Below are 12,309 nucleotides of genomic sequence, written 5' to 3' on the forward strand. Positions count from 1 at the left end.
TTACCGTTTCCTCATTATTTTATTGGCGATTCAGATACTCTGTTCTTATATTTCTTTTTCCAGAAAAACACGCGCTTCTTAATTCTAATTTTTCTATAAAACCTATCTTGAAATGCTTTTGTATGGTTCCACATCGCATTAAAAATTTTGGCTTCATCTTCTCCCGTACACTTTGCATATTCATTAGCCATTACTTCTATCATGGGTTTATGAATGGTAAGTTTAGAAAAGTTTTTCAATCTTGTATCAAAATCTAAGATTCCAAATTCCATCCGGTTTAAATCAACCAGATAAAAATTATAACCTTCTTTTGTTCTTTCGATTAGTGTATTTCCTGGTGAATGATCTAAAAAATGTACACCCTTTTCGTGAAGTTGATAAGTAAACCTTGTAAATGCCCTGAGAATAGCCTCGTGGTCCTTAATATCAAAATCTGTGGTTAGCTCCCTGTATGTTAAATCAGCATTTACAAACTCACTGATGTAGTAACTTCTTTTGAATAAAAATCGGGTAAATTCTATTTGGTAAGCTACAGGAGGCGGCGTTTTGACACCTAAGCCTATCAATTTCATAGCATACCTGTAAGAACGTTCTGCTTTAGATTTTCTAAAAAACCGATAGGCAATTTGATTGACTACATTGGGAATTTTAAATGATTTAATCGTTAATATCCTATCATTTAAAGCTATATTTTTGATAATATTTCTTTCTGCATCCCCAAGGATATCATTATAATCTTCAAAATTAGAAATTACGGCAGCAATCTCTTTTTTTAAATTAGAATTGTCGGGATGTACAACTAGGGTTTTATGCATCAAAAAAACAAGAATCTTAGCTTACCAGTTCTGCAAATATATCTAAATAAATTAGAGTAAAAGCTCTAGAAGATGCTTTAGTTAATCTGCTCCAACATTTGTGTAATCAACATACAAATTCTACCTTTGATTAAAGTTTTAAAACTTCCAAATAACAGGGCTTATGCATATTTTACACGTATCTGGAGTAACAAATTGGGGAGGTGGCGAATATCATATAGAAAATTTGTGCAATGAGTTGGCAATTACGAATCCTGAAATAAAAAACACAGTGCTATGTGTTAAAGATACGCCATTCCATAAGCGCCTGTCAAAATCTGAAATTGCCTTTAAAACCGCACCTCTTAGAATTAAAATAGACTTAAGATATGTTTTTAAACTTGGTAAAACTTGTAAAAAACTAGATATAGACTTAATCCATATTCACGACCCAGGCGCGTTGCAACTTTCAATAATTGCTGATAAAATTTATAACCTACCGCCGTTTATATTTAGTAAAAAAACATCGTTCCCCATAAAACAGCGCAAAAAGACTTTGTTTAAATACAACTACCCAAGAATTAAAAAAATCCTCTGTGTATCGGAAGAAACTAAAAGGGTTTCAGAAAAAGCCATAAAGGACAAAAGTAAATTGGCGACAGTTTATCATGGCACCAACTTAAGGACAAAAAGTAAAAAGACACCTTTTAAAATTCGTGATAAATATGATATTTCAAAAAATAAAATCGTTATTGGAAATATTGGCAACCATATTAGAGCTAAACATTTAGAAACCTTTATCAAGGTTGTTCATAATATTATTAATATTAAAAAAAGAAAAGAGTTTGTGTTTGTTCAAATTGGAACATTTAGCGAAAGAACCGATGCACTTTTGGAAGAAGTAGAAACTCATAATTTAAACAACCACATCATTTTTATGGATTACACCCCTAATGCGTCAAACTTTATTCCTCAGTTTGATATATCGCTAATGACATCCCAAAGCGAAGGTTTACCACAATTTATTTATGAATCCATGTACCATAAAACGCCAATAATTAGCACTGATGTTGGTGGTATTCCTGAAGTTATTGAACACGGTGTTAATGGATTTTTAGCCAAAATGCATGATGATAAAACTCTAAGCAAGTATATATTAAAACTGGCTGTTTCTAAGGAGTTACAATCACAATTCTTAGAAAAAAGTCATAACAAATTATTAGAGAAATTCACTACTTCTAATATGGCTCAAGAAACTATCAAAATTTATAAAGATGTTTTAAAAGATGCCTAACTTTAATTTAGAAATTAAGAGTGCTGTTGAAGCCATAAAAGCTGGAAAACTCATTTTGTTTCCAACAGAGACTTGTTGGTCTATAGGCTGTGATGCTAATAATGCATCTAGTGTTGAAAAACTTTTAATACTAAAACAAAGCGACAACCCAAAAAACATTACATGTCTGGTGGCAGACGACCGTATGCTAGGTAAATATGTAAAACAAATACCTGATGCAGCACAAAGTATTATTGAGATTGCCGATACACCAACTACGATAGTTTATGATATGCCACAAAATTTAGCAACAAATTTATACTGGAAAAACAACACTATAGCTATCAGAATTCCAGACGATGAGTTTTGTTATCAACTACTTAGGAGAACAAACTGTGCCATAGCAACTTCCTTGGCATGTATCGAGGGAGAAGCCAGTCCAAAATCTTATGAAGAAATAGCCCCTACCATTTTAAAAGGTGTGGACTATGTCGTAAATTTGCAAAAGCAAAAAAATTGCACAAAACCTGCGTCTATTATTCAAATTGATAATAGCAGTATTGTAAAGATTTTACGCAAGTAAAACAGCCACTAATGCACTAAATAATTTATGACAAATATTCTTTACAAAGATGAGAGTTATACAATTGTGGGTGTGTTATTTGAGGTTTATAATAACCTAGGAAGCGGTTTTTCTGAAATAGTTATAAAGACGCAATTGAGTACGAACTTAAGGGCATGAATATTCCTTTTGAAAGAAAAAAAAGAATATATGGTTCATTACAAAGACACTATTTTATCACACAAATTTTATGCTGATTTTATTGTGTACAATAAAATCATCTTAGAATTGAAATGTGCCGAAAGTATACATGACAAACACATCTCTCAATGTATTAACTATCTTAAAGTCAGTAAAAACAAACTTGCTATTTTAGGAAACTTTCATAAAGGCGGTTTGCAACATAAAAGAATAATATTATAAAATCCATCTAGCGATAGTATTACCGAGGATCGATGAAATTCAGAACATTTATGTTATTAAAAGTAATTTATTTTGAGACATAAAATAATTGGTGAATTCGTGGCAATTAAAGTATGAACTACAAAGAAGCACTACAAAACGATATATTTAAGGCTATTTCAAGCGCTGCAAAACAACTAAATCTAGAAAGCTACGTTATTGGCGGTTTTGTTCGGGACTTGCTACTACAACGCGGAGATGCAAAGGACATAGATATCGTTGCAATAGGTAGCGGTATTGAATTAGCTAAAAAGGTTGCCGAAAATTTACCAACACAACCTAAGGTACAAGTCTTTAAAACTTACGGAACAGCAATGTTGCGCTATAAAGATATTGAGGTGGAATTTGTTGGTGCCAGAAAGGAATCTTATGCCGAGGATAGTAGAAACCCCGTGATTGAAAATGGGACACTAGAAGACGATCAAAATCGAAGAGATTTTACCATTAACGCATTGGCGCTTAATTTATCTGAAGCATCATACGGAGAGCTACTCGACCCATTTAATGGAATAAATGATTTGAAGAATGGCATCATTAGAACACCTCTAAACCCTGATATTACATACAGTGACGACCCTTTAAGAATGATGCGCGCCATAAGGTTTGCAACTCAGCTTAATTTTAAAATTGAAGCCAAAAGTTTGAGTGCCATTTCAAAAAATTCTAGTCGCATTAAAATAATTACCAATGAAAGAATTGTTGTTGAGCTTCATAAAATATTAGACAGCGAAACACCATCAATCGGTTTCTTATTATTAGAAAAAACGGGATTATTAAAGCATATTCTACCTGAATTAACTGCGCTAAAGGGCATTGATGAAAAAGAAGGGCAGCGCCACAAAGACAACTTCTACCATACCCTTGAAGTTGTAGATAACATTGCTAAACACACCGATAACCTTTGGTTGCGTTGGGCCGCCCTACTGCACGATATTGGTAAAGCACCAACCAAACGTTTTAGCAAAAAGGTGGGCTGGACATTCCATGGGCATGAATTTGAAGGCTCCAAAATGGTATATCATTTGTTTAAGCGTTTAAAAATGCCATTGAATGATAAAATGAAATTTGTACAAAAAATGGTATTAATGAGTTCAAGACCGATTGTGCTTGCTCAAGACATTGTTACAGACTCAGCTGTAAGACGCTTAATTTTTGATGCTGGAGATTATGTTGATGATTTGATGACACTTTGTGAAGCAGACATCACTACAAAAAACCCAAAAAAGTTTAACAAATATCATAATAATTTTAAGCTGGTAAGAGAAAAAATTGTTGAGGTAGAAGAACGCGATCATGTTCGCAATTTTCAACCTCCAGTTTCAGGTGAAGAGATAATGAAAACTTTCAACCTAAAACCATCAAGAGAAATTGGCATGATAAAAGAAGCCATTAAAGAAGCTATTTTAGAAGGTGATATACCAAATGAACATGATGCCGCTTATGCATTAATGTTGCAAAAAGGAAAAGAACTAGGAATTAAAGCAAAAGATTGATGCTGAAATTAGTACGTACAAATTCTAAACATTCAGGTTTTGTAAACTTGGTAGCTCAACTCAACAACTATCTCAAAACCGTTGATGGGGAGGAGCATGAATTTTACATGCAGTACAATTGCATAGATGTTTTAAAACATGTAGTTGTAGCATATCTAGAAAATACACCTGTGGCTTGTGGTGCTTTTAAACCTTTTGATGATAGAAAAGTTGAAATTAAGAGGATGTATACCGTTCCAAACTACAGAGGCAAACAACTTGCAACACAAGTTTTAACCGAGCTAGAAACTTGGGCAAAAGAATTGAAATTTGAAAGTTGTATCCTAGAAACAGGAAGAAGGCAAGTTGAAGCTGTTGGCTTTTACAAAAAGAATAATTATCAAATTATAGAAAATTTTGGTCCATACATAGGTGTGGATAATAGTATTTGTTTTGAAAAAGAATTAGGTTATGAAAAAGGATAACAAACGCATTATTTATTGGTTACTCACTGGATGTATATTGATTTTTATCATGGTAATTGTTGGTGGAATTACGCGGTTAACTCATTCTGGTTTATCAATTTCTAACTATAAATTGATATCTGGAACAATACCGCCAATGAATGAGGCTGAATGGCAAGAAGCTTTTGATTTATACAAGCAATACCCCGAATATCAAAAACTAAACAATCATTTTGATTTAGAAGATTTTAAGGATATTTACTTTTGGGAATGGTTACATCGGGTTCTAGGTCGTTTGATAGGAATAGTTTTTATCATACCATTTTTATATTTCTTAGTCACCAAACAGCTCACAAAACGAACTACAAAAAAGGCAATGATATTGCTATTTATGGGCGGTTTTCAGGGGTTCTTGGGCTGGTATATGGTAAAAAGCGGACTGGTAGACAGGCCAGACGTAAGCCATTATAGGCTAGCTGCACATTTAACCACTGCGTTCCTCACATTTGCCTACACCTTCTGGGTAGCTTTAGATTTAATTTTTCCGCATAGAAAAGAGATCAACACCTCTTTTAGAAACCTAGTGCGTTTTGGATTGGTGATTTTAATTATCCAAATAATATACGGTGCTTTTGTAGCTGGTTTAGATGCAGGCTGGATACACAACCATTGGCCGATGATGAGTGAAGGTAAGTTTATGCACGAAACAGTTTACATTGAACAAAACCCATTGTACAAAAACTTTATTGAAGGCAAAAGTGGTGTACAGTTTGTGCATCGCATTTTGGCCTATGTTGTGGTGATTACGATTGTTTTAATATGGCGAAAAAGTAAACAATTAATCCTTTCAAAATATCAAGTTATTGGTGTTGCTGCCTTATTAATAATGGTATTCATTCAATTCTTGCTTGGAGTATTTACTATCTTACTTCAAGTACCGGTATGGTTGGGCGTAGCCCATCAAGTTGGTGCGTTTTTGTTACTATCTGCCATGGTATTTACACTGCATAGGTTTAGCAAATAAAACTATATCTTTGTGGCAACACATTTCAATTATGATTTATAGATTTAGAGTCATCTTAGATAACGATACTGAAGAGGATATTTTTCGAGATTTAGAGATTCGCGAAACCGATTCTTTAGAAGGTTTACACAATATCATTACCCAATCTTTTGGGTTTGACGGCACCGAAATGGCATCATTTTACATTAGCAATGACCAATGGGACCAAGGGGAAGAAATTTCATTATTTGATTTAAGTGATGATGGTTCTGCACGTTTAATGAATGAAACTGAAATTAGTGATGTAGTTCATGAGGCACAAACCAAGTTGATATATGTATACGACTTTTTAAGTATGTGGACCTTTTATGTCGAACTCGCTGAAATTGTAGAAGTGGTAGAAGGATTTGACTACCCCAACCTTATGTTTGTTCAAGGGCAAGTGCCAGAAGCTGCTCCAGACCGTATTTTTGAGGCTGAAGATAGTGATGACCTTAATGAGTTTGATGACGGTATTGATGTCGAAGATTACGACAATTTAGATTTCGATGAAAACTGGAACTAAATGCGTTTTTTCCTTATATTCAAAGGATTAACGTTTTCATAGTTGTTCACTAAAAACTCCAAGGCCTTTTCTAGAATATCCCCCATGGTTTTACATTTCTTAAAACTTACATCATGGGTATACTCAAAAATTTTAAGCTTTAATAAATCAATATGTTCTTTTGTTGAAATACTGTCCTTAACAATACATTCTAAAAGTTCATTAATTCGGGAATTATAACTTTTTAATCGCTTTACAAGTATAGAGCGCTCTTCAATTTTATACTGTTCTATAGATAGCTTTTGAAAAGAATCTGATACTATTTTTACCATCTCCAAATTCTCCTTAAAAAACTGTGGGCGATATATATTAAACTTCCCTTCGTAGGATTGCTGATCAAAATCTATAGCTCTAATTTTATAAACTACCTTATCAAAATCATGCGTAGGCACAATTACATAATTATAAGAGCGCATATCGCCCAATAGGCGAATCATACAACGTTCGTTAAACTTTACAAACTCCTTTGCTATTTGAGCTTTTTCGCTTTTAGTACATTGAGGCAACATATCCTTAATAAAAACATCTCCAGGAATCCCAGCTATATGTTCTTCAATTAGTGTATTGTTGCTTACCAAAAAATTCAAGTTATACGGCGATAGCATGTGTTCTAACTCTAATCCGTAAATCCTAGAAGCATCTGCGGTTTTTACATAAAAATAAGTGTAGTTATCGTTCAAAACATTTCTAACTTTTATTCTAAAAGGCTTAGAATTACCGAAAGTACAGTAGTCTATGGCGTCTACGCTTAAAAAAGGAAAAATATCTTCGTTTCCATCTGAATGTAATATGGTATACACTTTTTTTAACGAGGCATCTATTTCTTGCCTATCAAATTCACTGTAATACACCCGTACCCAAAGGGTGTCTTCATCGTCTTTATCAAGTACTTCAATAGCACCTTGAAACCTTAGCAAATCATCATAAAAGATTGGAAGTTTAAGGTTTCTGCTGTAATCCGAAAGATAAGCGTTCAGTTTTTCGGAAATTGGGAACGAGGGTTTCTTCTTTGAAATTTTTAAATCTTCCATAATTTTGTCGTTACCCAAATTTAAGATTTTATTGGCATTAATGTAACAAAATTAACCAATCATCGTCTTAAGAATATAACTAATCAATCACTGAATTCTTCTCAGTATAAAATCTTTACGTTTGGAACCAATTTTAACAATCAACAATCTTACCAAAAAATTTGGCTATCTCACCGCTGTAAAAGACCTTTCGTTCACCATTAATAAAGGAAACGTTTATGGTATTTTAGGGCCTAACGGTAGTGGAAAATCGACAACTTTAGGCATTGTGCTTAACGTAGTTAATAGAACATCTGGCAATTTTAAATGGTTTGATGGGAGTATAACCACCCATGATGCACTAAAAAAAGTGGGTGCTATCATTGAAAGGCCTAACTTCTATCCGTACATGACCGCTGCGGAGAACTTAAAATTGGTATGCAAAATAAAAGGAGTTGACGTTACTAAAATTGACGAAAAACTTGAAATAGTAGGGCTGCTTGAACGTAAAAACAGTAAATTTAGAACCTACTCCTTGGGTATGAAACAACGTTTAGCGATTGCCTCTGCCCTATTGAACGACCCTGAAATTTTAATTTTAGATGAACCCACCAATGGTTTAGACCCACAAGGTATCCATCAAATTCGACAAATAATAAAGGAAATTGCCAATCAAGGCACTACTATTTTATTGGCGTCGCATTTATTGGATGAAGTAGAAAAAGTATGTTCTCATGTGGTCGTATTACGAAAAGGTGTGAAATTATATTCTGGGCGCGTGGATGAAATGATTTCAAGTCACGGATTTTTTGAGTTGAAATGTAACAACCAAAAAGGTCTGCTTGAAGCTATTGAAAAAGATCCCGTTTTTGGCAAAGTAAAAGTAGAGGAAAATTTAGTTACGGCATTTTTAAACCAGCCGTTAAGCTCTGAAGATTTTAATAAGCAACTTTTTAAAGAAGGTATTGTGTTGACGCATTTGGTACAACGAAAAGAAAGCCTTGAAGAACAATTTTTACAACTAACTGATAACAACTAACCCACTGCCAATGTTACGTCTTTTACAATTAGAGTTACAAAAACTACTACTTAATAAAACGAGTAAAGTACTAATTTTTATTTCGTTTGTTTTGCCGTTTTTAGTCATATTATTATCCTCGATAAAAATCAATGTTTTTGGTTTTTTTACTTTAGAACTTGGTGAGTTGGGTGTGTTTAACTTCCCTATTATCTGGCATTTAACAACGTTTTTTGCATCACAATTCAAGTTTTTCTTTGCCATTGTGGTTGTAAGCATGATAGGTAATGAATACAGCAACAAAACCCTTAAACAAAACCTTATAGATGGGTTGAGCAAGAAAGAATTTATTCTTTCAAAGTTTTACACAATTATATTCTTTTCTTTAGTTTCTACAATTTTAATTGGACTAATTTCTTTATGTATTGGTTTATTTTATTCAAGCTATAATGAGTTTGGTATCATCATTCAAGAAATGAACTTTTTACTAGGCTATTTTGTAAAACTAGTAGGTTTCTTTAGTCTTTGTTTATTTCTAGGAATGTTGGTAAAACGTTCAGCATTCGCCTTAGCCTTTCTATTTGTGCTTTATATTTTTGAGTGGCTAGTATTTTGGGGAGCTTACGAGGTATTTGGAAGTACGGATAACGCTTTCAAATTAAAGAACTTTTTACCATTAGAATCTATGTACAAGCTTATTGATCAACCTTTTCAACGGATAGCTATGACAAAATTTCCCGATAAAGCAGAATTGGCATACGATTATGCAGTACACTGGTATGAAATAGCGATAGTACTGGGTTGGACAGCCCTATTCATCTTTTTATCGTATAGATTATTAAAAAAGCGCGATTTGTAATATCTTTGGTAGCATTTGCTATGTAAAAGATGAAAAAAACTGCACTATTCGTATTGCTATGGATGTTTGCCCTTGGCCTATTTGCCCAAAGGCAGGCTGCAAATTGGTACTTCGGTGAAAATGCTGGCCTAAAATTTAATTTGGATAATAATTCAGTTAGCGTCGTTCGGGATGGACAATTGAATACGCGAGAAGGATGTTCAAGCATCTCGGATGAACAAGGTAATTTACTGTTTTACACCGATGGCCTTACCGTTTGGGATAAGAACCATGGCGTAATGTCTAATGGTTTTGGACTTTTTGGAGACTCTTCAAGTGCGCAGTCTGGAATAATTGTACCAAAACCAAATGATCCAGATATTTACTATGTATTTACTGTTGACAACCTACTCGATGGTGTAGATCAAGGCTTAAACTACTCGATAGTTGATATGTCTTTAAATGATGGTTTGGGAGAAGTAACCACCAGAAATATTAATTTACTGCAAAGTTGTTCTGAAAAAATTACTGCGGTTTTAAAAGATTGTTTAGATGGTTCAATTTGGCTTCTTACATTTGCCTCATCTGACGGTACAGAACGTGTCTTCAATACGTTTCATGCTTTTGAAATTTCAGCTACTGGAGTAAATCCAAATTCCGTAACATCCTCATTTCCAATATCTATTGACGATGCACGAGGATATCTTAAACTATCTCCCGATGGAGAGAAAGTTGCTTGCGCCAACACCAGCAACGGCATGTTTATTTATGATTTTGATACAGGTACTGGTAGAGTATCAAACCAAAGGGAGTTAATATTAAACGGTGCAAATGAAACTATTTATGCTTATGGTGTCGAGTTTTCACCAGATAGTAACTTATTATACGTTAACGCCACTAATGATTTCTTCGACAGGGAAAACCCAATAAATAATGATAATCCTGCAAATCATTATGCTACACTATATCAATTTAATTACAGCGCTACCAATTTTCAAGACTCTCAAGTGATACTGGATGAACGTCAACTTTACCGAGGAGCACTTCAATTAGGACCAGATGGTAAAATATATAGAGCGCTAAGTCAGACCTATGCGAGTGGCTCAAGTGGTTTGGGTACTATAGAAGACCCTAATGCTGTAGGAACGGCATCCAATTACACCCACAATACCGTTAATCTATTTCCTGCGCAATCCTCACAAGGATTACCTCCTTTTGTTGCGTCCTTTTTTAATACTCAAATCGATATTATAAAAAACGGTGAAAGCCAAATAAATCTTGCGCTTTGCGAAAATGACTTGTATACATTGACATCCGAAGTCATACCAGGAGCAACTTATGATTGGACGAAGGATGGCATCCCCCTACCTGATACAGACTTTGATTTGGACGTCATAGAGTCTGGCCACTATGAAGTATTTATCAACCCCAACAACGGTGAATGTGCCATTGAAGGACAGGCATTTGTAATATTTAACGAAAACCCTGTTGGATACAACCATACCATCCTTCAATGTGATGAAGACGGTAGCAAAGATGGATTTACTCGTTTTAATCTAGAAGAAGCAATTGTGGATTTGACAGGTGGAGATGCAGATTTATCTGCGAGGTTTTTTTTAGATGCCGCACGAACAATCCCCGTTGAGAAACCCGAGGATTTTGTAAATACAAGTAGCATTCAAGTTATATATATTGAAGTATTTAATGGGAAAACTCTGTGTATAACAGATACAGAATTAACCTTAGAAGTAAGTGTTACAGACTCTTTTGACACACAAATTACCGTGTGTGATGACGACGGTACAGAGGATGGACAATATAGTTTTAATCTCATGAATGCAAATGCAGAAGTCACTGATGGTTTACCTTCTAATTTAGACATAACGTATTTTGAAACCTACGAAGATGCGCTTTTGGAACAGAACATTCTAGAAGAAACTTACACTAATGCTACCCCTTATTCTCAAACGATATATGCAAGGGTAGAAAATGATAATAACTGCTATGGTATTAGTGAGGTATTGCTAAAGGTGAATACACTGCCCCAAATTATTACAGAGGATACAGCCATTTATTGTACAAACTTTTTTCCTCAAACTATTTCTATTGATGCTGGACTTGTAGATTTAAATTATTCTGACTACAGCTATAACTGGTCTACAGGCGATCAAACTTATGACATAGACATAAATGAGATAGGAACTTACTCGGTTATAGTTACCGATATCTCTACTGGATGTTCTAAACAACGTAGTGTTACAATTCAACCCTCCAATCCAGCAACTATAAATTCAATAGACGTAATTGATGTAACACAAAATAATAAAGTAACTGTTAACGTTTCCGGAGAAGGGAGCTATCAATTTAGTCTTGTAAAACAGAATAACGAAGTGATCATACCTTACCAAGAAAGTAATGTGTTTGAAAATATTAGTCCAGGTATTTACAATGTTCTCGTAAAGGACATAGAAAACGAGTGCGGTGTTGTTGAAGATGCTGTTTCAGTTATTGGATTCCCCAAATTTTTTACTCCAAATAACGATGGACAAAATGACACTTGGCAACTATATGGCGTATCTGAGATGTTTCAACCCGATAGTAAAATATTAATCTTCAACAGATATGGCAAACTTATAAAGGAAATATCACCTACGGGCGAAGGTTGGGACGGTTTGGCGAATGGACAGATGCTTCCCACGGATGACTATTGGTTTTCTGTAAAACTACAAGATGGTAGGGTTTTTAAAGATCACTTCACTCTAAAAAACTAACATATTGAAATTTTACCACAAGTTAACTTTATTGATAT

At 34.2% G+C, this 12,309-nt stretch carries 11 protein-coding genes and 1 pseudogene; 10 read left to right on the forward strand and 2 right to left on the reverse strand.

Features of this window, described 5'->3' with window-relative positions:
- Nucleotides 1-14: 14 nt before the first annotated feature.
- Nucleotides 15-815, reverse strand: a complete 801-nt coding sequence (locus tag AC1B0Z_RS04505) for a lipopolysaccharide kinase InaA family protein (protein ID WP_483794359.1) — start codon at nucleotides 813-815, stop codon at nucleotides 15-17.
- Nucleotides 816-978: 163 nt separating this feature from the next.
- On the opposite strand from AC1B0Z_RS04505, the gene AC1B0Z_RS04510 reads away from it, so the two are divergent.
- The 7 genes and pseudogenes from AC1B0Z_RS04510 to AC1B0Z_RS04540 all read left to right on the forward strand — a co-directional run bounded on the left by AC1B0Z_RS04510 (nucleotide 979) and on the right by AC1B0Z_RS04540 (nucleotide 6,595).
- Entirely contained in the window at nucleotides 979-2,088 is a 1,110-nt protein-coding gene (locus tag AC1B0Z_RS04510; protein ID WP_483794360.1) for a glycosyltransferase family 4 protein, read from the forward strand.
- Nucleotides 2,081-2,650 carry an L-threonylcarbamoyladenylate synthase gene (locus AC1B0Z_RS04515; protein WP_483794361.1) on the forward strand — a complete coding sequence of 190 codons (570 nt, stop codon included), beginning with the start codon at nucleotides 2,081-2,083 and terminating at the stop codon, nucleotides 2,648-2,650. Before AC1B0Z_RS04510 ends, AC1B0Z_RS04515 begins: the two co-directional genes overlap by 8 nt.
- Before the next feature lie 27 nt (nucleotides 2,651-2,677).
- A pseudogene (locus AC1B0Z_RS04520) lies at nucleotides 2,678-3,052 on the forward strand (GxxExxY protein).
- A gap of 113 nt (nucleotides 3,053-3,165) precedes the next feature.
- Nucleotides 3,166-4,584, forward strand: coding sequence for a CCA tRNA nucleotidyltransferase (locus AC1B0Z_RS04525; RefSeq protein WP_483794362.1), 1,419 nt, complete (start codon nucleotides 3,166-3,168; stop codon nucleotides 4,582-4,584).
- Nucleotides 4,584-5,048 (forward strand): GNAT family N-acetyltransferase, encoded by a 465-nt coding sequence (locus AC1B0Z_RS04530; RefSeq protein ID WP_483794363.1) that lies wholly within the window; start codon nucleotides 4,584-4,586, stop codon nucleotides 5,046-5,048. Before AC1B0Z_RS04525 ends, AC1B0Z_RS04530 begins: the two co-directional genes overlap by 1 nt.
- Nucleotides 5,035-6,051, forward strand: a complete 1,017-nt coding sequence (locus AC1B0Z_RS04535; protein ID WP_483794364.1) for a COX15/CtaA family protein — start codon at nucleotides 5,035-5,037, stop codon at nucleotides 6,049-6,051. The genes AC1B0Z_RS04530 and AC1B0Z_RS04535 overlap by 14 nt, the downstream gene beginning before the upstream one ends.
- 31 nt (nucleotides 6,052-6,082) lie before the next feature.
- Nucleotides 6,083-6,595, forward strand: a complete 513-nt coding sequence (locus AC1B0Z_RS04540; RefSeq protein ID WP_483794365.1) for an IS1096 element passenger TnpR family protein — start codon at nucleotides 6,083-6,085, stop codon at nucleotides 6,593-6,595.
- Here AC1B0Z_RS04540 and AC1B0Z_RS04545 read toward each other — a convergent pair.
- Complete coding sequence (locus AC1B0Z_RS04545) at nucleotides 6,592-7,665, reverse strand: hypothetical protein (RefSeq protein ID WP_483795243.1); 1,074 nt, start codon at nucleotides 7,663-7,665, stop codon at nucleotides 6,592-6,594. The two genes, AC1B0Z_RS04540 and AC1B0Z_RS04545, sit on opposite strands and share 4 nt — an antisense overlap.
- Nucleotides 7,666-7,786: 121 nt before the next feature.
- Between AC1B0Z_RS04545 and AC1B0Z_RS04550 the strand changes: the two genes are divergently transcribed.
- Genes AC1B0Z_RS04550 through AC1B0Z_RS04560 form a run of 3 tightly spaced genes read left to right on the forward strand, consistent with a single transcriptional unit; the run spans nucleotide 7,787 to nucleotide 12,271 of the window.
- A complete protein-coding gene (locus AC1B0Z_RS04550; RefSeq protein ID WP_483794366.1) occupies nucleotides 7,787-8,683 on the forward strand; it encodes an ABC transporter ATP-binding protein in 897 nt (298 codons plus the stop codon).
- 10 nt (nucleotides 8,684-8,693) lie between these two features.
- The gene (locus AC1B0Z_RS04555; RefSeq protein ID WP_483794367.1) at nucleotides 8,694-9,521 is read left to right on the forward strand and encodes an ABC transporter permease; all 828 of its coding nucleotides are present in this window, start codon (nucleotides 8,694-8,696) and stop codon (nucleotides 9,519-9,521) included.
- Between the two features lie 29 nt (nucleotides 9,522-9,550).
- Nucleotides 9,551-12,271: a T9SS type B sorting domain-containing protein gene (locus AC1B0Z_RS04560; RefSeq protein WP_483794368.1), complete on the forward strand. Its 2,721-nt coding sequence runs from the start codon at nucleotides 9,551-9,553 to the stop codon at nucleotides 12,269-12,271.
- Nucleotides 12,272-12,309: the final 38 nt, after the last annotated feature.

The organism is Hyunsoonleella sp. J2K-J805, from assembly GCF_057167125.1.